21 protein-coding genes are annotated in these 24,330 nt (G+C 47.3%); 16 read left to right on the plus strand and 5 right to left on the minus strand.

All coding sequences use genetic code 11. From position 1 onward, the window contains the following. Window positions 1-117: 117 nt before the first annotated feature. On the minus strand, window positions 118-1,716 hold the full coding sequence (locus GJR95_RS07095) for a Na+/H+ antiporter (RefSeq protein WP_162385213.1): 1,599 nt from the start codon (window positions 1,714-1,716) through the stop codon (window positions 118-120). A gap of 274 nt (window positions 1,717-1,990) precedes the next feature. Here GJR95_RS07095 and GJR95_RS07100 point away from each other — a divergent pair, with 274 nt between their 5' ends. The 10 genes from GJR95_RS07100 to GJR95_RS07145 all read left to right on the plus strand — a co-directional run bounded on the left by GJR95_RS07100 (window position 1,991) and on the right by GJR95_RS07145 (window position 14,350). Then, window positions 1,991-3,001 (plus strand): lipid A deacylase LpxR family protein, encoded by a 1,011-nt coding sequence (locus tag GJR95_RS07100; RefSeq protein ID WP_162385214.1) that lies wholly within the window; start codon window positions 1,991-1,993, stop codon window positions 2,999-3,001. A gap of 42 nt (window positions 3,002-3,043) precedes the next feature. Beyond that, on the plus strand, window positions 3,044-4,363 hold the full coding sequence (locus GJR95_RS07105; protein ID WP_162385215.1) for an adenylate/guanylate cyclase domain-containing protein: 1,320 nt from the start codon (window positions 3,044-3,046) through the stop codon (window positions 4,361-4,363). A gap of 50 nt (window positions 4,364-4,413) precedes the next feature. Continuing rightward, window positions 4,414-6,486 (plus strand): polyphosphate kinase 1, encoded by a 2,073-nt coding sequence (ppk1, locus tag GJR95_RS07110; RefSeq protein ID WP_162385216.1) that lies wholly within the window; start codon window positions 4,414-4,416, stop codon window positions 6,484-6,486. A gap of 162 nt (window positions 6,487-6,648) precedes the next feature. After that, window positions 6,649-8,655, plus strand: coding sequence for an SUMF1/EgtB/PvdO family nonheme iron enzyme (locus tag GJR95_RS07115; RefSeq protein WP_232541107.1), 2,007 nt, complete (start codon window positions 6,649-6,651; stop codon window positions 8,653-8,655). A 435-nt stretch (window positions 8,656-9,090) separates the two neighbouring features. Next, window positions 9,091-10,821, plus strand: coding sequence for an LIC_10190 family membrane protein (locus GJR95_RS07120; RefSeq protein WP_162385217.1), 1,731 nt, complete (start codon window positions 9,091-9,093; stop codon window positions 10,819-10,821). Beyond that, complete coding sequence (locus GJR95_RS07125) at window positions 10,818-11,531, plus strand: glycosyltransferase family 2 protein (protein WP_162385218.1); 714 nt, start codon at window positions 10,818-10,820, stop codon at window positions 11,529-11,531. Before GJR95_RS07120 ends, GJR95_RS07125 begins: the two co-directional genes overlap by 4 nt. 75 nt (window positions 11,532-11,606) lie before the next feature. Next, entirely contained in the window at window positions 11,607-11,783 is a 177-nt protein-coding gene (locus GJR95_RS07130) for a hypothetical protein (protein WP_162385219.1), read from the plus strand. Window positions 11,784-11,916: 133 nt separating this feature from the next. Continuing rightward, window positions 11,917-12,516 (plus strand): DUF1835 domain-containing protein, encoded by a 600-nt coding sequence (locus GJR95_RS07135; RefSeq protein ID WP_162385220.1) that lies wholly within the window; start codon window positions 11,917-11,919, stop codon window positions 12,514-12,516. A 587-nt stretch (window positions 12,517-13,103) separates the two neighbouring features. Beyond that, window positions 13,104-13,679, plus strand: coding sequence for a dihydrofolate reductase family protein (locus GJR95_RS07140; protein WP_162385221.1), 576 nt, complete (start codon window positions 13,104-13,106; stop codon window positions 13,677-13,679). Window positions 13,680-13,999: 320 nt separating this feature from the next. Further along, a complete protein-coding gene (locus GJR95_RS07145; RefSeq protein ID WP_232541108.1) occupies window positions 14,000-14,350 on the plus strand; it encodes a ribosomal maturation YjgA family protein in 351 nt (116 codons plus the stop codon). An 89-nt stretch (window positions 14,351-14,439) separates the two neighbouring features. Here the strand turns inward: GJR95_RS07145 and GJR95_RS07150 are convergent, their stop codons facing one another. From GJR95_RS07150 to GJR95_RS07165, 4 genes are all read right to left on the minus strand, one after another. Continuing rightward, window positions 14,440-15,783, minus strand: a complete 1,344-nt coding sequence (locus tag GJR95_RS07150; RefSeq protein WP_162385222.1) for a GntT/GntP/DsdX family permease — start codon at window positions 15,781-15,783, stop codon at window positions 14,440-14,442. A gap of 52 nt (window positions 15,784-15,835) precedes the next feature. After that, window positions 15,836-17,119, minus strand: a complete 1,284-nt coding sequence (locus tag GJR95_RS07155) for an McrC family protein (protein WP_162385223.1) — start codon at window positions 17,117-17,119, stop codon at window positions 15,836-15,838. A 119-nt stretch (window positions 17,120-17,238) separates the two neighbouring features. Next, window positions 17,239-18,021 (minus strand): GTP cyclohydrolase I FolE, encoded by a 783-nt coding sequence (gene folE / locus GJR95_RS07160; RefSeq protein ID WP_162385224.1) that lies wholly within the window; start codon window positions 18,019-18,021, stop codon window positions 17,239-17,241. Continuing rightward, the gene (locus GJR95_RS07165) at window positions 17,984-18,415 is read right to left on the minus strand and encodes a 6-pyruvoyl trahydropterin synthase family protein (RefSeq protein WP_162385225.1); all 432 of its coding nucleotides are present in this window, start codon (window positions 18,413-18,415) and stop codon (window positions 17,984-17,986) included. Before GJR95_RS07165 ends, folE begins: the two co-directional genes overlap by 38 nt. A 264-nt stretch (window positions 18,416-18,679) precedes the next feature. Between GJR95_RS07165 and GJR95_RS07170 the strand changes: the two genes are divergently transcribed. From GJR95_RS07170 to GJR95_RS07195, 6 genes are all read left to right on the plus strand, one after another. Beyond that, complete coding sequence (locus tag GJR95_RS07170) at window positions 18,680-19,786, plus strand: MBL fold metallo-hydrolase (protein ID WP_162385226.1); 1,107 nt, start codon at window positions 18,680-18,682, stop codon at window positions 19,784-19,786. A 152-nt stretch (window positions 19,787-19,938) separates the two neighbouring features. Further along, window positions 19,939-21,318: a Gfo/Idh/MocA family protein gene (locus GJR95_RS07175; RefSeq protein ID WP_162385227.1), complete on the plus strand. Its 1,380-nt coding sequence runs from the start codon at window positions 19,939-19,941 to the stop codon at window positions 21,316-21,318. Window positions 21,319-21,417: 99 nt separating this feature from the next. Further along, a complete protein-coding gene (locus GJR95_RS07180) occupies window positions 21,418-22,644 on the plus strand; it encodes a sugar MFS transporter (protein WP_162385228.1) in 1,227 nt (408 codons plus the stop codon). 47 nt (window positions 22,645-22,691) lie between these two features. Continuing rightward, window positions 22,692-22,961, plus strand: a complete 270-nt coding sequence (locus GJR95_RS07185; protein ID WP_162391612.1) for a DUF4258 domain-containing protein — start codon at window positions 22,692-22,694, stop codon at window positions 22,959-22,961. Beyond that, window positions 22,958-23,185, plus strand: a complete 228-nt coding sequence (locus tag GJR95_RS07190) for a type II toxin-antitoxin system MqsA family antitoxin (protein ID WP_232541109.1) — start codon at window positions 22,958-22,960, stop codon at window positions 23,183-23,185. The genes GJR95_RS07185 and GJR95_RS07190 overlap by 4 nt, the downstream gene beginning before the upstream one ends. Next, window positions 23,182-24,291, plus strand: coding sequence for a mevalonate kinase family protein (locus GJR95_RS07195; protein ID WP_232541110.1), 1,110 nt, complete (start codon window positions 23,182-23,184; stop codon window positions 24,289-24,291). Before GJR95_RS07190 ends, GJR95_RS07195 begins: the two co-directional genes overlap by 4 nt. Window positions 24,292-24,330: the final 39 nt, after the last annotated feature.

A 24,330-nucleotide genomic window follows, 5' to 3' on the forward strand; every position in this document is an offset into this window, starting at 1 on the left:
GGTTGATAGTAGGCCAGAACTGGTTTGCTGAACCGCCTACGTCGAATCGGTGAAAGTCCCGGTAAAACCAGCTGTTCAGGCATCCAGTCACCGCGCTATCCCGAACGCACAGTGTGCTTAATGAATTGGATGATTTAGTTTTTCTTCCTCCAGGTCGATACGTGCCTCTTCCTTCCGAATTACCTCATCGTCAAACTCTTCTCGTCTGCGAAGCTGGTGTAACACCCTTCTTTTAGCAGAAACAATATCGTTCATGGCCCGATTGTATTCGTCGATTTTTCCCCCATCGCTTTCTAATGAGTTCAAATGATGTGTCGTTGACTGAAAATCATTTTTCATTCGAGCCTTCAAATTACCGATCAGTTCATTACTACCGATTTCTTGCCCATATTTCTCGTCTAATTCAGCAAGTGCAACCTGCAGCAATTTTAGCCGGATGGACGATTCCTGCTCTTCTTCCGGCGCGCGGTTGTCGGGGTCTTTATAATTGATTTTCCGAATAACCCAGGGTAACGTTAATCCCTGAAAAACCAGCGTGACCAGAATAACGACAAACGTAATGAACAGGATCAGGTTTCGATGCGGAAATGGCTCGCCATTGTCCAGGGTTAGTGGAATCGATAATGCCGACGCCAGCGATACAACACCGCGCATACCTGCCCAGCCAACAATAATTGGCCCGCGCCATCCCGGATTTCGGTCGGCAACGGTGATGTATCGTCCAATAAACCAGGTAAATAATGACGAAAACATGACAACAGCCATACGGGTAACAATGACTACGGCTGTAATCATGAAGGCATATAGAATAGCGTCAATTTTCGAATAATCGCCCAGCCCACCGATAATGACGGGCAGTTCAAGACCGATCAGGATAAACACTAATCCATTTAAGGCAAAAACCACGGTTGCCCACATCCCAGTCCCTTGAATGCGGGCGCTATGGTTGAGAATTTGATGGCTATGGTACGAAAGAAACAATCCTCCACTCACAACAGCCATCACACCCGAAACCTTAAACTCTTCGGCAGTTAGGTACATGAAATAAGGAGCCATAAAGGTCAACAGGATGCTTACCCGCGTTGAGGTAGGCATCCACCGATGAATGACATAAAAAATGCCTGCAATAGCCAACCCAACCAGTATGCCCATGAGTGTGACAAAAAAGAAGTCGACAGCTGCACTCTTCCAGGCAAAAGACCCGGACAGAACGGCAACCAATGCAAAGCGAAAGACTACTAAACTCGATGCGTCGTTTACCAGGCTCTCCCCTTCCAGAATACTGACGGATCGTTTCGAAACTTTAACTCCTTTCAGAACGGAAGTAGCCGCTACTGCATCGGGTGGCGAAATAATGCCTCCCAACAGAAATCCAAGCGCCAGTGTAAAGCCCGGAATGAAGGCACTTGACATATAGGCAACCGCAGAAGCCGTAACGATTACCAACCCAAAAGCCAGTACAACGATGATACGTCTCCACCGCCAGAACTCCTTCCAGGATGTATACCAGGCTGCTTCGTACAATAAAGGGGGCAAAAAAATCAGGAAAATCAGGTCATGATCAATGACAATGCGTGGAATCCCAGGAACGAGGCTGACGACTAAACCACTCACTACCAAAAAAATTGGTGCGGAGATTCGTAACCGCTGACCCAACATCACAAACAGGGAAACAGCCAGCATTAGTGACAGACAAAGCAGTAATGTTTGGTGCATATAGTTCAAAAAGCTATACGACAAAATTAGTACAACCGAACTCCTATCAAATTGAATTGGCCAAATTGCCTGTTGACAAATACTGGCTCATGCAATCAACCTATCTTTTTTGACCCCGAATCGGTGTATCCAAAAAACACCAATCCCTGCATACCGAGAATGCGTCCTTACTGGCTTCACTCAAGCTGGCGAACAACCAACAGTCAAAAAACTGTTGATTTGTAAAATCAAATAAAGCAATTTCGCAGGTTGGTTGAACACCTATACCCCTGACGTGGCATTTAGACTTACCCTGGCCGCCAATGCCTTAAACCGCATGGCCTGGCTACTATTAGGCTTCTTTTTAACGTATCCGGCACTGGCCCAACGAAACACCCTTCAACTGATCCGGATTAGTGAAGACAATGATGGTCTCAACACCCGACGAGAGATTAGTGACCGACAGTATACCAATGGCACCCGAATCGAAGTCTTTTACACAAAACAGTCGAAGCCCCGTTTTTTGAGCGCCCTTTTGATTCCATTAGCAGGTGAGGTCAATAATATGTATAGCATCGGACTCACCCATCTGATGTACACACCAACCGATATCAAAAAAAAGACAATCATAAAGGGCGATCGACCGTACACCGCCACGCTGTACGCTACCCACGCCCTCACCTCCTCTGACCCAGAAAACAAACAACGCCTGACCACCGAGTTGGGTCTGGGTGTACTGGGAAAGGCTGCTTTAGGCGAAGAACTTCAGCTTTGGATTCATCGACAGCTGGGCTTTGACAAACCGCAGGGCTGGCAACATCAACTACCGACCGATGTAGTCATTAATTATCTGATCCAGTACGAGAAGCAGTTGGTGCAACCTTCATCCAATTTGCAGGTTCTGGGCTTACTAAGCACAAATCTTGGTACATTAAGCAACAACGTCAACGCTGGGCTTATCGTCAGAGCTGGCCTTTTCAGCGATTACTTTTCAAACTACGAACGCCAAACCAGTAATCAGCGAATAAACTCCTACCGCAAATTCCAGTTATTTTTTTTCGTCCGACCGACAGTTCGCTTTGTGATGAACGATTCGGTTTTACAGGGTGGAATTTTCACACACAGGCAGGCCGATTATGTACTAAATAGCAACCTTCTGAATCATGCATTCATGCAAGTTGAGTATGGGGGCGTACTGATGCATAATCGATTGGGAATTTCATTCAGCGAAAAGCTGATTACACCCCAGTTTAAAGGCGCTCCATCACAACAGGTTGGGAACATAACTTTATTTGTAGGAATTTGACCCGCAATTAATTTAAGATACAACCATATACCCGTTAAGCTTATGTTCAAGCATCGATACCACCCACCTACCCTCACTTATTTCCAACAGGAATTTGAGCAGGAAAGCGTACTGCGTGAACGACAGCGCGCCAGTGTACTGGCCATTTTGTTTGCCTTTGGCTTTGTGCTCTACGGTGTTACGATACCCTTTGCGAATGTACCCATTGGTGAAGTTACCGGTCATCATATTTCGATACAGCTGGCGACCTATATGGGTGGTATGCTCATCTATGAGATCATGGTCTGGCAAACGTTGGGTATGCGACGGCTTTGGCCAAGACCGGCCGCGGCTTACTTTGCTAAATTCGGGAATGCAACGGTCGAAATCACGGTTCTGACTACAGCGATATACCTGGTCAGTAAGTCATTAGATCACCCGATTCTGATGTTACTATCGCCCATTGCCTATCTCTATTTTATCTTTATTACCCTCTCAACACTCCGTCTTAGCTCGACTGTATCGCTTTGGACGGGCGGGCTGGCTGGCCTTGAATTCTATGGATTGAGCCTTTACTTACTGGAACCCGGTTCTGATCAAGTGACAGAACTGAGCTTTTACCTGACAGAAACCTTTCCTTATGCGCTGAAAACCATCATTATGATATTGACAGGTGCCGGAGCAGCTTATGTAGCCCGGCAGATTCGTAAAACGATCCAGCTTTCTATCGAGCGGATGGAAACAGGGGAGCAGATCCGGACACTGTTCGGCCAGCAGGTATCGCCCGAAGTGGTTGAGGCTATTCTGGCCCAAAAGGGCGGGCTCGAGGCCAGTCATCGGAAGGTGGCTATCCTGTTTTTAGACATCCGTAACTTCACCAATTTTGCCGATACGCACACCCCCGACGAGGTTATTACCTACCAGAGTGCATTTTTTGATGTGGTTGCAACGGTTATCCGACACAACGGCGGCATTGTGAATCAGTTTCTGGGCGATGGCTGTATGGCTACATTTGGAGCACCGTTGGCCGTTAACAATCCTGCCGAACGGGCGGTAGAGGCTGGCCTGGCTATTCTCGATGCCATTGTCGAAGCAAACCAAAATGGTATAATTCCACAAACCTCGGTCGGAATCGGGATTCAAACGGGGGATGCGGTAGTCGGTAATATCGGGACCGAAAACCGCCAGCAATACAACATTACGGGTACGGTTGTCATTCAGGCGTCACGCATTGAGCAACTGAATAAAGAATGCAACTCACAACTACTGGTTAGTCAGGAAGTTATAGATGATCTACCCGCTTGTCCCGACAGTGCGCTCTGTGTTGGTGCTAAACACCTCAAAGGCATAAGTAAAGATATTATGCTCTGGCAATTAGCATAAAGTTAACACAAGGGTCGCCTGACAATCGATTTATCGCTCTAATTTCAGGCATGAAACATACCTTCCCCTATCAGCCACGTGAACTTAGCTGGCTTTCGTTCAATCAGCGTGTTCTAAGTGAAGCGGCCGATCCCACTCTCCCCCTTTACGAGCGCATAAATTTTCTGGCTATTTTCTCATCGAACCTCGATGAATTCTTTCGGGTAAAAGTAGCTGGTCTGCAAAATTTATTACTGTTAAAAGCCCGCCAGGTCGAAACGGTCGTAGACGGTGACCCGGACGAATTATTGCAGCAGATTGCTCAGGTCGCTCTGGCTCAGCAACAGGAATGTGGGCGAATTTTTTCGAACCAGATAGTACCCGAACTGGAGGCAAACGGGATCATACTTTATCAGGGTCAGGCTTTATTGGACGAACACCAGCGCGAAGTTCGACATTACTTCCTGAGTCAGGTTCTGGCCTATCTCAAACCCGTTTACCTGACCAATCCTTCGCATCCTTTTCTGCCTAGCCGCCAATTGTATTTTGCTGTTCGGTTGCAGGATCGTCAGGCTCCCCAGGCGGGCTACACCTATGCCTACGTCAATATTCCGTCCGATAACCTGCCTCGTTATACGGTGCTGTCGCCCGTGAATGGTCAACAGTTTATCATTACGCTCGATGAAATTATTCGGCAAAATTTATCCCTGGCATTTAAAGGATACGATGTCATATCGTGCTACAGCATAAAGCTCAACCGCGACGAAGATGCCTTGATCGATGATGAGTTTTCGGGCGATCTGATCGAGAAAATCAGACACCAGCTCGAACAGCGCAAAATTGGCCATCCCGTTCGATTCCTTTACGATAGCACGATGGACGCCGACATGCTGGGCATTTTGCGTACTACCTTCGGCCTGCAAACGGCAGAACTGGTGGAGGGAGGTCGTTACCATAACCTCTATGATCTATTCAAATTTCCCAATCCACTGGCCCCGCGCCTGAAAAATCCGTCGGCAAAACCGATGCAGGTTGCACAACTCGAACTGGCCGAAACCCTTGTCGATGAAATTCATCAGCAGGATTTGCTGCTGAATTATCCGTATCAAACATTTGATTACGTCCTGCGTTTTTTCAACGAAGCGGCCGTCGATCCAAATGTTATCAGTATTCGGGTAACCTTATACAGGCTGGCAAACTCGTCTCTTCTGGCGAATTCACTCATCAGTGCGGCTCGAAATGGCAAACGAGTGACCGTGTTTGTAGAGGTAAAAGCACGGTTCGATGAAGCCAATAACCTGAACTGGGCAAGCCGGATGCAGGAAGCCGGGGTTATCATTATTTATAGCCTGCCGGGAATCAAGGTCCATGCCAAAATTGCCCTGATCACACGCCGGGGTGCCGATGGAAAAAAACACACCTATAGCTATCTTTCGACCGGCAATTTCAACGAAAATACCGCAACAGTATACACTGATCACGGCCTTTTTACAGCCCATCGTGGCATTGGACGGGAACTTCGTCAAGTCTTTACGTATCTTAAAAGTCGCAAGCAGCCCAAACCATTTCGGCACCTGCTGGTTGCCCAATTTGGCATGAAAGAGAACTGGTTATCGTTGATCGACCGCGAAATTGAGCACCATCGCGCAGGCAGACCAGCTTATATCTGCCTCAAAATGAACGGTCTGGAAGAGAAAAAAATGATCGATAAACTTTACCAGGCCAGCCAGGCGGGTGTTCGTATCGACTTGCTCGTACGCGGTATCTGTTGCCTGATTCCTGGTAAAGCAGGATTGAGTGAGACGATCCAGGTATTCAGACTGGTTGATAAATACCTGGAACACGGTCGGGTGCTGCTGTTTACCAATGGGGGCGAAGAAGAAATCTACCTTTCGTCGGCCGACTGGATGAATCGCAATCTCAATCGTCGAATTGAAGTTGGTTTCCCCATCTATGATCCGTCATTACGTAGGGAATTGAAGGCATTACTGCAACTGCAACTAAGCGATACGCTTAAGCTCAGGAGTGTAGATGCCGATATGGTGAATCAACCCGTGGCAATTGCTAACGCCACGCCGTTGCGTGCTCAGGAAGCTATCCCAGATTATCTACGCTCGAACGAAGCAGGGGCCTCACCAGTTTAGTGCTCGGCCAATGTAAATTGGAAGAGTTCTTGTTTCCGTTGCTCGCTACTGCTTCACTATTTTTCGGTAAACACCTGTACTTTGTTCATCTGTGAGTAAATTTTCGTTGCGTTGCTCTCTTTCATTCCAATTTCCTTCCTAAAACCGAAACCTTTACGAACAGTGATCAGACTATTTTTCTTTTTCACACTACTTTCTCAAATAGCCTTCAGTCAATCGACTAATTCAATAGGAATGCGCATGGCTCCGATTCAGGCAGGCGTCTTTCATATGGGTTCTGAACGCGATGGGGAAGATGCGGATGAACAACCGGTGCACCGAGTCAGTATTACAAAGCCATTTCAGATGGCAATTACTGAAGTTACGAATGCGCAGTATGAAGCGTTCGACCCGGCTCATAAAACCCTGAGAGGCAAAATGGGCTTTTCGAAAGCCGACGACGAAGCTGTTGTGTTTGTCACTTATGACGACGCCCTGGCATTCTGCAAGTGGCTCACCCAAAAAGAGGGCAAACCCTATCGTCTTCCCACCGAAGCGGAATGGGAATATACCTGCCGCGCCGGAACCACCTCGGATTTTTCGACCGGCAGTAAACTTGCGACTGCTTACCAAAAAAGTCAGAAAACGGACCGCGACCCGGTGGTCGTTTCGTTGCAGGTAGGGCAAAGTCCGGCCAATGCATTTGGTTTGCACGATATGCACGGCAACGTTGAAGAATGGTGCGCTGACTGGTACGGTCCCTACCGGGCGGGAGAGCAAATCAATCCGGTAGGGCGAGCCAATGGGCTGTATCGGGTAACGCGTGGAGGTAGTCATGGAACGCCAGTCCGTTATCTGCGTTCGTCGAACCGACTGGGTATGCTCCCTAATGACAAAAGCTGGCTGGTCGGCTTCCGGGTTGTGCAGGCCGAAGCTGTTACTACCTCTCCCCTTCCGGCAGAGCCAGCAACAGCGGTTATGCAGCAAGTGGCTCAGAAGCCGTTCGTCTGGAAAACGGTTTCCTCGACAAAGCCCATTTTTATGGAGCCCATTCGCTACGTCAATAAACCCGTTTGCACAGCCGGTATTCCCTTTTTCTCCCATAACCACTGCCCGGCCATTACCTGGTGCCCCAATGGGGATATGCTGGCAGCCTGGTTTTCTACGAACGAGGAATCAGGCCGGGAGATGACCATTCTGGGTAGTCGGTTACGATCTGGTAAACAGGTTTGGGATGAGCCATCTGAGTTTTTCAAAGTCCCTGACCGCAACATGACCGGCACATCTCTCCTACACGACGGGAAAGGTACGATCTATCACCTCAACGGAGTTGAAACTGACGGAGACTGGAAAAATCTGGCCATCACCTTCCGGGAAAGTCACGATAATGGGGCTAGCTGGTCAGCTCCCAGACTGGCCGATCCTGAACACACAAAACGAAATCAGGTAATTGCCGGACTACTTCAGACGCGGGAGGGCTGGCTTATCCAAGCGGGTGATGCTGACCCAGGGCCAACTGGAGGAACCGCTATTCATGTTAGTAAAGACCGTGGCCAAACCTGGATCAACCCCTATACCGATACACAAAAGCCTGATTTTCAGAATGGAGCAACGGGCGGCTTGATTGCGGGAATCCATGCGGGTGTCGTTCAACTGAAAGACGGTAGCCTATTGGCTCTTGGCCGCAAAGACGATCTGCCCGGCCCCGATTCGAGTGGTCCCCGAATGCCGATGAGTGTATCGCACGATATGGGTAAAACATGGACGTATCAAGCCTCTGAATTTCCGCCGGTCTGGAGTGGTCAGCGGTTGGTTCTGTTTCGGCTCAATGAAGGGCCATTGCTGCTGATTTCCTTTACACATCACCCCGATGAAGCGAATGAAGGCAAAAACGGACTGCTTTTTACGGGTGAATCAGGCAAAACAATGAAAGGGTACGGCATGTATGCTGCCTTATCGTACGATGAGGGTAAGACCTGGCCGGTGAAGAAGCTTTTAACCGATGGAAACTACCGATTCCTGAATGGCGGAGCCTGGACAGGTGCTTTTGACATGGATGCCACCCATGCCGAACCTAAGGGCTACCTGGCGATTACGCAAACACCCGACAACCTGATTCATCTGGTCAGCAGCAGCCAGCACTATCGATTCAATCTGGCCTGGCTGAAACAGTTGCCAGTGTATCCCTAAACGACCCGAAGCACATACGACCTTTCTCATAAGTAAGGATTACCCGTCTCCTGACGCTGTCCTGATTCGTACGGAACATGGCCGTTCATTCAATGCCCTGGTTCCGAAAAACCAGTGCTCATGAGTATAAAACGCACCATTGTCCTGCGTATCAGTACCTTTTGTCCCTAAATTGACAGGATCTGACTCAAATCGAGAAGTTGTTTTAGCAGCAAGTCCAATAATTTTATCCCCGAAGGAGAACATCCTACATACTGATTAGCAACGCGTTGGCTAATCGGGTCATCAGCTATATTCATTACGAAAAAGAAGCGCAAAGAATAACTAGTTGAGGTTTGGTTCTAACTCTTCTTAAACCCGGAATCAATACTCCAGTCAGGGCATTGCCACGGCTAGATTGCCACTAAATTATCGCATTACACTATCCAACGTAACATGCTAATACTCTTACTTCTATGGGCTCTACTCTACATACTGTTATCGGTGCTGGGCGAGGGCATTGTTCTTGCCCTGCAACGCCATTGGCCAGGAACGGTTTCCCCAACGGAAACGGTCCTGATGGGCTTGATGGGAGTAATCAGTGTGTTGCAGATCGTCTCAATTTTCTTCCCGACTAATTGTTGGTTTGTTGCAGGTCTAGCGCTGCTTGCTATTTTTATAAACTGGCAATTGGCGAATCGTCCGATACGCGCGGCTACTACCAATTTTTACAAACTTGTCCGACAGCCTGTAGTCTGGTTACTCATCGTAGTCATACTGGTCTATGCCATCGGACGTCCTGTTAATCCCGACAGTGGTACCTATCACCTACCCACTATCCGGTATGTTGAGCGGTATGCGGCTATTCCAGGGCTTGGCAATCTGTTCAGTCGTCTGGCCTTCAATTCCAGCTTTTTTGTGATTGGAGCCGCTTTCGGCTTTACGGATCTGGCTGGTCAAACGCTGTTTCCGCTCAACGGTTTCCTGCTTCTCCTCTTTGGGGATTACAGTATCAGGCAACTTCAGCGGCTCAATCTGAGTCCCGTTTTGCGGAATCTTCAACTAAGCATCGTGTGTCTGGCCTTATTTTTTTTGATCCGCCAGGTCAATGCACCTGGCACGGACGTATGGGCCACGTTGTTGACACTTTTCGTGTTTTTAGTATGGCTTAATGAAAACAGAAGGAGTAATCACTTTCGAGCGTTTCTGCTGGTAGCATTAGTATTCACATGCCTGACCGTAAAACTGGCTACACTGCCAATCCTGCTTCTCCTGCCTTTTGTGGCCTATGAGCACCGGCACTGGATTAGATGGAACCATGGAGTCTGGGTAACGATACTTGCTTGTTTGCTTATTGGCCCGTGGCTGGTCAGAAACGTTATTCTGTCTGGCTATCTAATCTTTCCATTTACCGAACTTGATCTAGTTTCGGTCGATTGGAAAGTGGCCAAAAACGCGGTTCGGTTTGAACATGATTTTGTTACGTTCTGGGCACGCTTTCACCTTCCCGAAACCAAATTCGATCCAGAAAAACTCACCTGGCCGTTTGCCCGATGGGTATCGTGGTGGTGGACGCACTGGTGGTTCTGGTACAACTGGCCCAACCGGCCTACGTTCATCATGGCCGTATTGTCGCCCGTATTGATGGCTTCCCAATGGGTTTATGGCCGCGAGCGTCTACGGGGGTTATTAGCAGCTTATGTAGTAGCGCTGGCCGGATTTTTATTCTGGTTTTTGAAAGCCCCCGAATTCCGGTTTGGTTATGCATTTATCTGGATAGCCGCTTTATTACCCATTCTTAACCTAATCCAGCAACCGTTACCTACACGTATTGCTACGGGATTGGTCGGACTAACGCTGATCGGTTTACTCGTTTTCGCTGCGGTTAATAGGGAGAATCACAAGCCTGATTCGCTGGTCGCTCTTCTACTCATACCCGCGAAGTTAAGCCACCTTAATTCCGGAGAACAAAACGCCTACTACGACTTACGCAGAACCCGCAGTGGCCTGGCGGTAGTTGTTCCGCGCGCGCCATGCGAGGCCTGTTTCGACATTGAACTACCCTGCACACCATTTTTTTCTGATGATCTGCAACTGAGGGGAAAAACCATTGCGGAGGGATTTAGATTGACTCACCCAACCATTGACTCATTGGCACATAACTCTATCCAACTACCAGCAAAATGATCCTGAGCATTGTTATTCCCGCCTATAACGAAGAGCGTACCATTACTGAACTACTGCACAAGGTGGCCGCATCACCACTCCCACTGTCCATCCAGAAAGAGATCATAGTAGTCGATGACAGTTCGACGGATCATACGGGCCTGCTTGTCAGAGCATTCCAGCAGGGTTACCCGGATGTATGTACGCACTATGTTTGTCACTCAACGAATCAGGGGAAAGGAGCAGCTCTGCGCACCGGCATTCAGCTGGCTACCGGCGACTGGCTCATCATTCAGGATGCCGATCTGGAGTATGACCCCAGCGAATATATATTATTGCTTCAGCCCCTGATAGACGGGAAAGCCGATGTTGTTTATGGCACCCGATTTATTGGCAACCACCCTCACCGGGTACTGTATTTCTGGCATTCTGTGGGGAATAAAATTCTGACGCTGGTGTCGAATATATTTACGGACCTGAACCTGACCGATATGGAAACCTGCTATAAGGTGTTCCGAACAGCATTGATTCAACGAATCGACCTTCGGGAAAAACGATTCGGCTTCGAACCCGAGATAACGGCAAAACTAGCCCGTGTTCCGGGTATTCGCATCTACGAAGTTGGTATTTCCTACTATGGCCGTACGTATGCCGATGGCAAAAAAATTGGCTGGCGAGATGGTTTCAGGGCCATGTACGCTATTTTAAAATACAATCTGTTTGTAGCGTAAAGGGCACAATATAGTACTCCCCCAAATTAGGACCACTAGCTAAGTTGAAAAACAAGCTGTAAATAGTGGTTCAAAATGAAAGCAAAACGCAAGCAGCACTCGCCTGCCTTTAAAGCCAAAGTGGCTCTGGAAGCATTGACAATGAATCTACTGCATCGATTGAAGCCGAAGAATATGGCAGCTCAACTGGACAATTTTGCCGATGAATTTTCTTCACTAATTCAGTTTATGCAAGTGGAGGCTGTTTTATAAGAAAGCCCTGCTTGCTTATAGTTTTCCAGACGCAACAATTGAAGGGAATATTATTGTTGTTAGAGAAGGTCTTATTGACGGAGAATTATCAGGCGACAACCTTCATGACTTTTGGCAATCAAGAGCCAAATACATGAGAATAACAGAAACCGAATACAATAATTCTGTTGCAAAAGAATTTGAAAAAATAATAAATGCGCCTGATAATTCAGAGTTTAATCTTTGGTTTGAGTATGACTTATTTTGCCAGGTAAACATGTGGTTTGTTATTTCAATTATCAATAGTTTGCCTATAAAGAAAAAAGTTTTTGCTGTTTATACTTCTTATTTAGACAAAACCAGTAAACAATTTTGGAATGGCTTTGGACCAGCAAATTCAGATGAACTTAAAGTTTGTTATGCCAATAGAATTCCTTTAAGTGAAGCCGACATAAATTTAGGGCAACAGTTGTGGAAAGCTTACAAAAACGGTAATCTTGACGAGTTGACAAATCTCTCAAAGCATCAATCTTTTGTTTTTCCGTATTTACAAGAAGTAGTAAAGGCACATATAGACCGCTTTCCAAAAGATGGCACAACAGGAAGACCTGAAAAAGTTATTGAAGACATCACAAAAAATATTTCTACTGATTTTTATAAAGTGTTCACAGAATTTTGGAACAGAGAAAGCATTTATGGTTTTGGTGACATTCAATTAAAAAGTCTCTATGATAAAGTAATGCTCTACCGATAACTTGAAGCGTGAATTAATCGGTAAAGAAGCCAACCTCCTTCTTATGGAAGAACCTTTGAATCGATTTCGGATTTTTCTGGAGCAGGCCCACCTGAACTAAAACACTACTGGCTAATTCTTCCAGGGAGAGAAATACGCGATTCTTTAAGCCTCATTTGTGTTGATTCCAAACTAATTCGGTCGGATTGAGCTCCGGACTGTAGCCACCCGTTGAATCAACTGTTCATCGGTCAGCCGCGGCTTAGCGCAGGGCTGTTTCTGCCAAGCTAAGGCCTCTGGGACTTTCTGGCGATATTTAGTCAATGTTCGACTGACCCAGCCTTGAGTCAAGCTTAGGGCGTGGGCAATAGCGACCTGTTTCCAACCTTGTTGTTGGAGGATGACACCGCGTCGGCGAAGTACCTCATTTCAGTTTGTTTGAAGCTTGCCATGCTGAGTACAAGATTCGACTATTACGAATCTATTCACATATCAATAAAGCGCCAGGAAATGAATCATTGATTCAACCGCTTTAGAGATGCAATTGCCAGGCTGGCTTCATAAATTTGAGTAGAAGAAACAACTAAGTTTGGTAAAAAATCAAAGCAATGAGAAAGCTGAAACTACAAATGCAACTATCTGTGGATGGATATGTAGCTGGCCCAAATGGCGAACTTGACTGGATGAGTTTCGATCAGGATTCAAACCTTCTGGCATTGATCAACTCCCTTACTGACAGTTCAGACACTATTCTACTCGGCAGAAAAATGACGGATGGCTTTGTGAACTATTGGGAGAATGTTGTCAATAATCAGCCTGACAGTCCAGAATTTTCTTTTGCTCAAAAAATGGTCGATACGCCTAAAGTGGTTTTCAGCAAAACGTTGAAAAGCATTGCCGGTAAAAATGTAACGATTGAAAATGGTGATTTGGCCACGGCCGTAAAAAATATGAAGAGCAAAACCGGTAAAGACATTATTGTTTATGGAGGTGCTGACTTTGTTTCCTCTCTTATAAAAGAAGGACTTATCGACGAGTTTAATTTTTTTATAAACCCAATCATGATTAACAAAGGGCTGAGAATATTTGACCTCCTCGGGGAGCGGCAAAAACTATTGCTTCAAAACGCAACTGGTTATGAATGTGGGGTTGTCGTTTTGAGTTACCAGCTTACTGGCGGATGATTAAAGCTGTTAAGTTCATGAGATGTTTACCCGCTTTGACACCGGTTAGCGAGTAGTGGAGTGAGGTCAGGTTCTTCAACCTGACCCTTGCTGCTTTGGGAACTGCATCCGGCATAAACGACGAAGTTTTGAGAATCGCCACGGCGAACCGTCGCTTCCTTCGGTGAATCGTCCTCGACTTGTCGGTTTTAAGAAACCGACATCACATCACCGGATCAACATCTTTACAAATTAATTCACAATTTTGTCAAACGTACCTGTTTTCAATCGTGGTCAGAACAAGTCATATCTCTCTAAAATTCAATAAGATATATTTCACTTTGGCTGTTCTGCTGTTCGGTTTTGAAATTCTGATTGCCAAATTTGCTCATGACCCAATTATTCGCCCCTATGTTGGTGATGTCTTAGTTTCGATACTGATTTATTGCTTTGTAAAATCATTCCTTCCTTCGCCTGTTTTACCTACCGCTTTAGGTGTATTGCTTTTTTCGTATGCAATTGAGGTTATGCAGTATTTTCAAATTGTAAACAGGCTTGGGCTTCAAAATTCAAAAATGGCCAGTACAGTTATTGGAACTTCGTTTGAATGGATAGACCTGATCGCCTACACTGTTGGGATTGCAATTGTCCTCTATCTTGAAAAAGTAATTAATAAGCCAACAGAAAGCTAAACGATGCGCTAGACAAAAAGGCATCTGCCAGAGCATTGGCATACTAGCTCACAGTACTGACTAAATCGTTTATGAAGCTCATACCGTAATCACACCACCAGATTCAAGGCCAGTACGCCCAGCAGCCCTATAACTGATACGATCGTCTCCATGAGTGACCACGTTCGAATCGTTTGGCCAATGGTCAGGTTAAAGTATTCCTTAAACAACCAGAAACCGCCATCGTTGATATGCGAAAACATAAGACTTCCAGAGCCAATGGCTAATACCATTAATTCGGGCTTGATGGTTTGACTCTGAATTAAGGGTGCAATAATGCCTGATGTTGTCAGGCCGGCCACCGTTGCCGAACCGACACATACCCGAATAAAAGCGGCAATACCCCATGCCAAAACCAGTGGCGGAATTGTTGCATCGGCCAGCAAACTACCAATGTATTTGCTGGTGCCGCTATCCGTAAAAATCTGCTTCAACGCGCCCGCTCCGGCAATAACCAGCAAAATCGGCGCAATAGCCTTAACGGCTTCTTCCATGTCTTTGGTAATCGCCTTCATCGATTGTCCGCGCCGGATACCGAGTGTATACATGGCGGTTAGTACCGATAATAACATTCCGATATAGGGTTCAGCCAGTAACGTAACAATCGTTTTTAAGGGCGATGTATCCGGTAACGCACCTTTTAGCGGTCCAAATGTGGTTAATAACAACACCGGCAATAGCGCAACGAAAAAGCTGATACCCGTACTCGGCAGATTTTCAGAAGATGGTTTTGTACCGGCCTTTGCTCCCGGCACCTCATTGATATCGAACAGATCTTTATCGGGCGTGATCTTCATATTGACCAGCGTTTTGCCGAAAATTGGTCCGGCAATAACAATGGCAGGAATCGCGACAATGAGTCCGTATAGAAGTGTCTGGCCAATATTGGCATTGAGCTGAGCCGCAACGGCCGAAGGCGACGGGTGAGGAGGCAGATAACCGTGTGCAACCGATAAGGCCGATAACATGGGCACGGCAACCGATAGTAATGGTAATCGCGAGGATGCGGCTATGGTAAAAATCAAGGGTACAACAATGATGAAGCCCGCATTGTAGAACAGCGGAATACCGACAACGAAACCCGCCAGAGCCAGTCCCCATCGAATATTTTTAATGCCGAATAGTTTGATCAATACATCGGTAATGCGCCGGGCGGCTCCGCTTTCGGCGACAAGTCGGCCAAGCATTGCCCCAAACCCTATGATCAACACCAGATCGCCGAGGGTTCCGCCAATACCGGTCTGTATAGATTTTCCAACATCCTGTACGCTCATACCCGATGCCAGCCCGATACCGAGTGAGACAAGTACGAAGGATATAAACGTATCTAAACGGACAAAAGCGACTAATAGAACAAGGGTCAGAATACCAATTAAGGTCAGAAGAAGGGGCATAAGGCGTTACGGTCAGGTTAGGGGACGCGTTTCTACACGCAAAGAAAGCACATCATCGAAACGACAAAGCGTAGTTGGCCAATTTTTCTACTTCATTCGCCAGGGAGTTCAGTATAGTAAATGGCACAACATGCAATCGAGTATCAGCATCGTAGTCAAACACGGGTAGCGGTTGCTGAAAGGTTTCATTTGCCGGATAAATCAAAAACAGGTCGTTGGCTCCGTACTTTTTGCCGTAAGCATAGAGTTGATAAAGATCCGATTGCTCGATTCCATAGTTCCGGGCCTGATCGCGACTGGTCAGTTCCTTCCATTTCATATCCAGCACAAATATCTGGTCATTATGCCGAATCAGAATATCGGGCCGAAGTTTAAATTTTGGCACCCCGATGTGCTCATCGACCAGATGCGCCGACGACTCCTGAACGGTCACCGCATCAGCGATCGGCCAGTATCGGCGAATACCGTGTGAAACATAATCCTCAAATACGCGCTCCATTGGGAATAACAGGGAAAGATCGGCTGTCTGTCCAACCTTAACACCATAGGCTTGCCTCCCCAGCAAGGCTTCGGCCCAACGTAAAACCAGTTCATAGCGGGCAAATATCCGGGTGGTTCGCCTGACCGTTTTAAGATCATCCGGGATCGATTCACAAACCGGAATTTCATCCATAGCCCAATCGAGTTGCCGGATGCGTTGCTGAACACCGGGACTGTGGTTTCGCTGCCGCAGATACAGTAGTGTCGTTTTTAGGAGTCGGTTGGGAGGAACATTGGCCGTCAGAACGTCGTACACAACGGCTAATCGCTCGGCATGTTGCGCATTTTCGCGTTGCTGCCGGGTAGCCTGAAACTTGCCTTTCCAGAATCGTTCGTTGCTTTCCACCGACACATAGGACCGCTGGATACCCTGCCTGACCAAAGCTGCCAGAGCATCTAGAAAGGCCGTAACAAATACTTCCCACAAGGGCAGGTTTGTGGCATTGGTGTATGCCGATGTAAGCGTACGGAATGGCCCATGCTCGAGATGCCTCAGCATAGTCAATAACATCGATCGGTTGGTTGAACCGTTCCCGATTTTTGGTAGAATCTCTAATTGGGTACCATCAGGCAGGGTTAATAAACCAACATAATTTCGAACCCGAATGTATTCATAGCCTTTTTGGACAGAAAAGGTCAATAAACCGTCAACGCCATCTGCATCAAAAGCCAGTTGCCGAAGAGCCTCAAAAACCGGATCGGGCACGATTACATCCGCCGACAGACCCGATCGTTCCCTAACGTCGATGCTCCTGCCGATGAGACCATTTTCAACAACTGTAATCACTGAGGGCATAACAAGCGTACTTTTAGCACAACAAATTACGGATTGAATCCGTAAATACATTACCCCCAAGAATACCAAAGGGCACAGAGAAAAATCCCCGTGCCCTTTAATCAATATTCCTTTATGAATTAGATCGTTACACTTGGCTGAGCAACGTAACGCAGAAATTCCTGCCTGGTAGCTTCTTCTTCAAACTTGCCGCCGTAGGCCGCTGTAATGGTTGATGAGTTTACATCGTGCACTCCCCGCGTCGATACGCACAGGTGCTTCGCATCGATCATAACCGCAACATCTTCGGTTTCGAGCACTTTTTTCAGTTCATCGGCAATTTGCACCGTCAAACGCTCCTGCACTTGAGGCCGTTTGCTGAAGTACTCCACAATCCGGTTCAGCTTCGACAAGCCAATCACTTTACCGCTGGAAATATAAGCCACATGTGCTTTGCCAATAATCGGAACAAAGTGATGCTCGCAATAGGTCTGAACGATTATGTCCTTCTCCACCAGCATTTCATTGTACCGAAATTTATTATCGAAAAGGGTTGGCGTAGGCTTGTTGGCGGGATTGAGCCCCCGGAAAATTTCTTTCACGTACATCTTTGCCACCCGCCGGGGCGACCCTTTCAGGCTGTCGTCGGTCAGATCAAGGCCAAGAATGTTCATTATCTCCCGAAAATGTTCTTCGATCAGATCAATTTTGAGATCATCGTCCAAATCAAAAGCATCGGGACGCATTGGTGTATCAATCGAAGAAGCACTATGCGCATCGCCCAGTTCATCGACCAACTCGTCGCGGTCCGCCGTTGCCGAATGGTGTCCGTTCAGGCTATGGCCGTTTGTACGTACACCGTTGTTATGGTTACCATTTGAACCATTAAGCGGGGTACTCGACGAAGTTCCGTTCAGTTTCATACAGTCTGATTTTAAGGTCTAAGCCCTCGCTTAGCTGATTACGTAAAATGGTATAAATAACGATGGCAATGTTTTCGGCCGAAGGATTCAGGTCTGCAAACTCTTCGGTATCGAGGTTCAGGTTTTTGTGGTCGAAGCGATCTGTAATGTATTCTTTAATCAGATCACCGAGTTGTTTCATGTCAATGACATAGCCCGTCTCAGGATCGATTGGCCCGGTAACCTGTACGATAAGGTCATAGTTATGCCCATGGTAATTGGGATTATTACACTTGCCGTAAACGCGGGTGTTTTTCTCATCCGACCAGTTTGGGTTGTTGAGACGATGAGCCGCGTTGAAATGTTCCTTGCGAAACACGGCAACTCGTGGGGCATTAGCCCATTTTGTGTCCATAAAAAGAGAATCGAAACCAGGATTCGATCAACCTGTCGTTACAAAGTTTGTGTACAACACAGGCAGACGGCGGAACGTGTAGCCAATACGCTCCTCAGTGTGCTAATACAAATTGATAACAGCGTGTTTTTCTGTTTTGTTCAATGTTTCTAACAAAAGATTAAACAGAAATACGCTGATATGTCTTGATAACACCTGCCAACCAGGTATTGTTCCACTCGTCATTTTACGGAACCTGACACAGATTGGCACCGTTCAAGCACCATGAAACGATTACGAACCACCATGATAACACTTGCGCTTCTAGTAGCCGTTGCTGTCGGCTCAACTTATTTATTTATGCAGCAAAGCGTTTTTGGCAGCAATCCGGCAACGGATCGGCTGGAACGGATCTTACACTCAAAAAACTATCAGAACGGCTCTTTTCAGAATCTGGAAGTAACACCCGTCATGCCCGAAGATGCGTCTTATTGGGGGATGATGCAGGATTTTCTACACAAAGATCCAGACAATATACCAGCCTATCCATTACCCTCTGTCAAAACCGACCTGAAAGCGCTTGCAGATGATAAACTGTCAATCGTTTGGTTCGGTCATTCGTCGTATCTGATCAAATCGAAAGGAATTACGGTTCTGGTCGATCCGGTCTTTAGTGGCAATGCTTCGCCCGTATCTTTTTTTGGAAAATCATTCCCAGGTTCTGATGTGTACAGTGTTGACGACATGCCCGACATCGATTTGCTTATCCTGTCTCACGACCACTACGACCACCTGGATTATAAAACCATAACGCAACTAATTCCCAAAGTCAAAAAATTCTATACCGCTCTTGGTGTAGGGGCTCACCTCGAACGATGGGGCGTTCCGACCGACCGGATTGTTGAGTTCGATTGGTGGGATAAACAGCAGGTTTCTGACAGTATTGCCTTAACGGCAGTACCAGCCCGGCACTTTTCGGGTCGAAGCTTTACACGTGGAAAAACCCTTTGGACTGCTTTCGTGCTCAACCTGAACGGAAATAACCTGTTTCTTGGTGGCGATTCGGGCTACGGAAAGCACTTTAAAGAAATTGGCGATAAATATGGCCCATTCGATCTGGCCATATTGGAATGTGGTCAATATGGCAAAGACTGGCCGCATATTCACATGTTTCCCGAAGAAGTGGCAACAGCCGCCCAGGATTTACGCGCTAAAACCATTTTACCGGTACACTGGGCTAAATTCTCGCTGGCACTTCATGCCTGGAATGAACCGATAAAACGACTTCTCAAAAAAACCGACGAACAGGGAATGGACGTCACGACGCCCCGCATCGGCGAACCAGTTGTGCTAAATGCATCCTATCCGAGGGCTGTTTGGTGGAATTTTTAAGTGTGTAGTCCTTTAATTCAGTGCCGTGTCACGGTTACTTCGGGCGTAAATGGTAACCGTGGCCCGGCGCGACGGCATTGAACGAAAGATCTGGTATGCTGAGTTAAGCAAGAATCCTTATCTTTCCAGTCCTAAACAATTGCTTTTTTTGCATGGACTTCACGCCCACTCGACGCCAGTTTATTCGCACGGCTGCTCTGACCGGAGCAACTGCTTCTGTTTTCCCGTCTATTCTAACCGGTGCAAAACCTGTAGACGCCAAAGTAAGGTTGGGTTTTATCGGCGTTGGAGCGCGTGGTCGAAGCCACGTTGAACAGGCTCTTTACCGCGACGATGTGGTAATTCCGGCAATCTGCGACATCGACGCCGACAGCATTGCCCGAACAAATGACATCTTTAAGAAGAAAGGAAAACCCTTACCCGAAGCATACACGAAAGGGGATGAAGCGTTTTTGCAGATGCTCAAACGCAATGACCTCGACGGTGTTATCATTGCTACGCCCTGGGAGTGGCATGTACCGATGGCAGTAGCCACCATGAAAGCGGGCAAGTATGCCGGCGTTGAAGTATCAGCAACGGTTAAGCTAAAAGAATCGTGGGATTTGGTGGATACGTCCGAAAAGACGGGTATGCCCTGCATGATTATGGAAAACGTCTGCTACCGGCGCGACGTATTAGCTATTTTAAATATGGTACGTCAGGGGTTGTTTGGCGAAATGACCTATGCCCATTGCGGCTATCAGCACGACCTGCGTAACATCAAATTCAACGATGGTAAATCGATTGGTGGCGTTGGGGCCGAGTTTGGGGCCAAAGGCTATTCAGAAGCCCACTGGCGAACCCAGCATTCTGTAGACCGCAATGGCGATGTGTATCCAACGCATGGCCTGGGGCCGGTTGCTCATTGGCTCAACATCAATCGCGGGAATCGCTTTCTCCACCTGACCAGTACAGCCACCAAAAGCCGTGGACTACACAAATACGTCGTTGATAAAGGGGGAGCCAACCACCCTAATGCAAAGGTTAACTTCAAACTCGGCGATGTTGTAACGACTGTTATTGAGTGCGCAAATGGCGAGAATATCGTGATCATTCATGATACGAACTCCCCTCGCCCCTACTCGCTTGGGTTCCGGGCTCAGGGAACGCAGGGAATCTGGATGGACGATAACGACATGATTTACCTGGAAGGGGCAACAGGCGACCATGTTAGTCCCAAAGCCCATACCTGGGAGCCCTTTGCTGCTTACCAGGAGAAGTATGACCATCCACTCTGGAAGCGTCACGCCCAAACGGCGGAGAACGCCGGTCATGGCGGCATCGACTTTTTCGTTATGCGCGCTTTCATCGAATCCGTCAAAACCAAAATACCACCACCCATCGACGTCTATGATGCTGCCGTTTGGAGTGCCATTAGCCCCTTGTCGGAGGAGAGCATTGCGGGCGGAAGCAAACCCATCCAGATACCGGATTTTACGCGTGGTAAATGGAAGACAAACAAGCCCATATTTGGACTTAACGACGAATTTTAGGTAGCAAATGAGCGAAGAAACAAATTCTATTCTTAATTTGTAAAAAAATTTAAAATATATAAACCCACCCCCTTACCATTTTCTTATCGACTGTTACCTATGACACCTACCGCTCCTCCTTCGCAGGTCCGTCCGAATTACACAATTCCGTTGCTGATTGTCGGTGCTTTATTTTTCATTTTTGGCTTTGTTACCTGGGTCAATAGTGTACTGATAGCCTTCTTTAAGCAGGCTTTTAATCTGAGCACGGTCGGCTCTAATCTGGTTGCTTTCTCATTTTTCATCTCCTATACGCTCATGGCCATTCCGTCGTCGGCTGTATTGAAGAAAACGGGGTTTAAGAATGGCATGTCGCTGGGTCTACTGGTTATGGCCGTTGGAACACTGATTTTTGTTCCGGCAGCGAAATCGGTTTCCTATCCGCTGTTTCTGGTTGGTTTGTTCCTGATCGGCATAGGGCTGACCGTATTACAAACAGCCTCTAACCCATACGCAACCATTCTTGGCCCACGTGAAAGTGCTGCCCAGCGGATCAGCTTTCTGGGCATTGCCAATAAACTGGCAGGGATCATAAGCCAGTTTATTTTTGGCGGACTATTGCTGGCGGGTGGTAATGCTGTTTCGGGAGCGGCATCCCTGGAAAAAGTCGTAACCCCTTATCTTATTCTGACCGGTGTATTGGTCGTTCTGGCCGGACTGATCCGGTTTTCGAACCTCCCCGAAGTTTCAGAAGAACAGGACGATGCTCCGGCAGACGCAACCTCTCATACGAGCGTCTCGCAGTTTCCTAACCTCGTTCTGGGCGTTGCCGCCCTCTTCTGCTATGTTGGGGCTGAAGTCATTGCCGGAGACACCATCATTAATTACGGCAAAGCGATCGGTTTTACGAACGATGAAGCGAAGTATTTTACCACCTATACTCTCTATGGTTTGCTGGCCGGTTACGTGCTGGGTATCGTCCTGATTCCCAAGTATATCTCACAGCAAACATCACTACGATTTGGAGCCATCTACGGTCTCGTACTGACTACGGCGACCTTACTGACAAGTGGGTTTACCTCTGTTTTGTGTGTGGCTCTGCTGGGTTTTGGGCTGGCTCCCATCTGGCCAGCGATGTGGCCACTGGCGCTTAACCGACTAGGACGATTCACTAAAATTGGGTCTGCTCTGCTCATCATGGGTATTTCGGGGGGCGCTCTCCTACCCCTGCTCCATGGTTACCTAACCGATACGATCAGCCCTAAAATGGCCTATGCATTGCTATTACCACTTTTTGGCTTTATTTTATATTATGCCACGATAGGGTATAAGAAGACAAGCTGGTAATGCCTGTAGATCTGGTATAACTCAGGCAGGCAGTTAACTAGGGGCAGATTGATTGGCGAAAACATACCTTGCAGCGGTTAGCTGAGCGCCAAATTTTGCAGAAAGATGCGTTACAGGTTCTAATCACAGGTGAAGTAATACGTGATTATGACGATGATCGACCTTTATCCAGCCTACTGGTGTTAGGCTGGATAAAGGAACGACCTTTGCATGTGGTTGCGTCTTATAGTGAAGTAGATGATACAGCCTATATAATTACCGTTTACGAGCCGTCTCAGAGTCATTTCGAACCCGATTTTAAGACAAAAAGACAATGATATTATCAGAAAAGTGCCCAATGTGCGGGGGTGAGAAGGAAGCTGGTCATACTACATTTAGCGTCGATCTGGGAGATGGATTAGTAGTTGTTCGTCATGTTCCGGCCACTGTTTGCAATCAATGTGTAGAAGAATGGATCGACAATAAAACAGCCCAGCAACTGGAAACTATTGTTGAAGAAGCTCGTCAGAAAAAGCACCAGCTAGAAGTATTATCGCTTTGATTCCGTCGTTTACTACCTCTGCTATAACTGCTTCAACGCCCGGTCGTATCTGCCTTTTCGGCGAACACCAGGATTACCTGGGACTACCAGTCATTGCCGCTGCCATTTCGCGTCGTATTCAGGTTCGGGCGCAACGCGTTAGTTCGCGCGGTTTCCGGCTCAATCTACCCGATATAAAGAAGGATGTCAATATTCCGTTCGACGGCCTTCAACTGCCTTACCCAGACATTCGCGATTATTTCCGGTCGGCCGTAAATGTGTTGCTTCGCGAAGGCTTTCAGTTTTCAGCGGGTATCGAAGGTGACGTTCATGGGAATATCCCAATCAATTCGGGTACATCGAGTTCATCGGCCTTGCTGGTTACCTGGCTAAATGTGCTGACTCAACTTGCCGATGAACCGCGTCAGTTAGCTCAGGAACAGGTAGCGGAGTTAGCTTATGTGGCTGAGGTTCTGGAATTTGGCGAACCGGGGGGCATGATGGATCACTATTCAACCGCTGTTGGCGATGTCATTTATCTGGAATCAACGCCAACGATTTCGCTTCGTAAATTCCATCCAAAACTCGGCACGTTCGTTCTTGGCGACTCTCAGGAGCCTAAAGACACAATTGGCATTCTGAAACGGGTCAAGTTTGGCATGCTTGACATTATTTCAAGACTTAACACCGTTAACCCAACTTTCTCACTGCACCATTCTCCGCTAACCGAAGCAACGGAGTTCAAGGATATTCTGAGCAAAGACGAGTACATTCTCCTAAAAGGCAATCTGGCTAACCGCGATATTCTCCGTGAAGCTCTTGCTGTTCTGGATACACCCTCGGGAACGACGGACCAGATTGATCACGTCCGTTTTGGAAAGCTGTTAACCGAGCACCAGAACAACTTACGCGACGCCCAGCGCATCAGCACTCCGAAAATTAACCGGATGATCGATGCGGCTCTCACGGCCGGAGCGTTAGGGGGTAAAATCAATGGCTCGGGTGGTGGTGGCTGTATGTTTGCCTACGCACCCGAAAACCCGGAACTGGTTGCAGAAGCTATTGAACGAGAAGGCGGTAAAGCGTATGTGATTACAGTAGATAGGGGGACAATGATTAGCAAGTAACTGCTATCGTTCAGAGCTATGGTTTTATTGATCATGCCC

Origin of the sequence: Spirosoma endbachense (assembly GCF_010233585.1) — a bacterium.
GTDB classification, from domain to species: domain Bacteria; phylum Bacteroidota; class Bacteroidia; order Cytophagales; family Spirosomataceae; genus Spirosoma; species Spirosoma endbachense.

What these genes read in the sequence shown, in the direction of transcription:
- GJR95_RS07095 (WP_162385213.1), bottom strand. Translation starts at nt 1,716, where the DNA reads ATGCACCAAACATTACTGCTTTGTCTGTCACTAATGCTGGCTGTTTCC.
- GJR95_RS07105 (WP_162385215.1), top strand. Translation starts at nt 3,044, where the DNA reads ATGTTCAAGCATCGATACCACCCACCTACCCTCACTTATTTCCAACAG.
- ppk1 (WP_162385216.1), top strand. Translation starts at nt 4,414, where the DNA reads ATGAAACATACCTTCCCCTATCAGCCACGTGAACTTAGCTGGCTTTCG.
- GJR95_RS07120 (WP_162385217.1), top strand. Translation starts at nt 9,091, where the DNA reads ATGCTAATACTCTTACTTCTATGGGCTCTACTCTACATACTGTTATCG.
- GJR95_RS07125 (WP_162385218.1), top strand. Translation starts at nt 10,818, where the DNA reads ATGATCCTGAGCATTGTTATTCCCGCCTATAACGAAGAGCGTACCATT.
- GJR95_RS07130 (WP_162385219.1), top strand. Translation starts at nt 11,607, where the DNA reads ATGAAAGCAAAACGCAAGCAGCACTCGCCTGCCTTTAAAGCCAAAGTG.
- GJR95_RS07135 (WP_162385220.1), top strand. Translation starts at nt 11,917, where the DNA reads ATGAGAATAACAGAAACCGAATACAATAATTCTGTTGCAAAAGAATTT.
- GJR95_RS07140 (WP_162385221.1), top strand. Translation starts at nt 13,104, where the DNA reads ATGAGAAAGCTGAAACTACAAATGCAACTATCTGTGGATGGATATGTA.
- GJR95_RS07150 (WP_162385222.1), bottom strand. Translation starts at nt 15,783, where the DNA reads ATGCCCCTTCTTCTGACCTTAATTGGTATTCTGACCCTTGTTCTATTA.
- GJR95_RS07155 (WP_162385223.1), bottom strand. Translation starts at nt 17,119, where the DNA reads ATGCCCTCAGTGATTACAGTTGTTGAAAATGGTCTCATCGGCAGGAGC.
- folE (WP_162385224.1), bottom strand. Translation starts at nt 18,021, where the DNA reads ATGAAACTGAACGGAACTTCGTCGAGTACCCCGCTTAATGGTTCAAAT.
- GJR95_RS07165 (WP_162385225.1), bottom strand. Translation starts at nt 18,415, where the DNA reads ATGGACACAAAATGGGCTAATGCCCCACGAGTTGCCGTGTTTCGCAAG.
- GJR95_RS07170 (WP_162385226.1), top strand. Translation starts at nt 18,680, where the DNA reads ATGAAACGATTACGAACCACCATGATAACACTTGCGCTTCTAGTAGCC.
- GJR95_RS07175 (WP_162385227.1), top strand. Translation starts at nt 19,939, where the DNA reads ATGGACTTCACGCCCACTCGACGCCAGTTTATTCGCACGGCTGCTCTG.
- GJR95_RS07180 (WP_162385228.1), top strand. Translation starts at nt 21,418, where the DNA reads ATGACACCTACCGCTCCTCCTTCGCAGGTCCGTCCGAATTACACAATT.
- GJR95_RS07190 (WP_232541109.1), top strand. Translation starts at nt 22,958, where the DNA reads ATGATATTATCAGAAAAGTGCCCAATGTGCGGGGGTGAGAAGGAAGCT.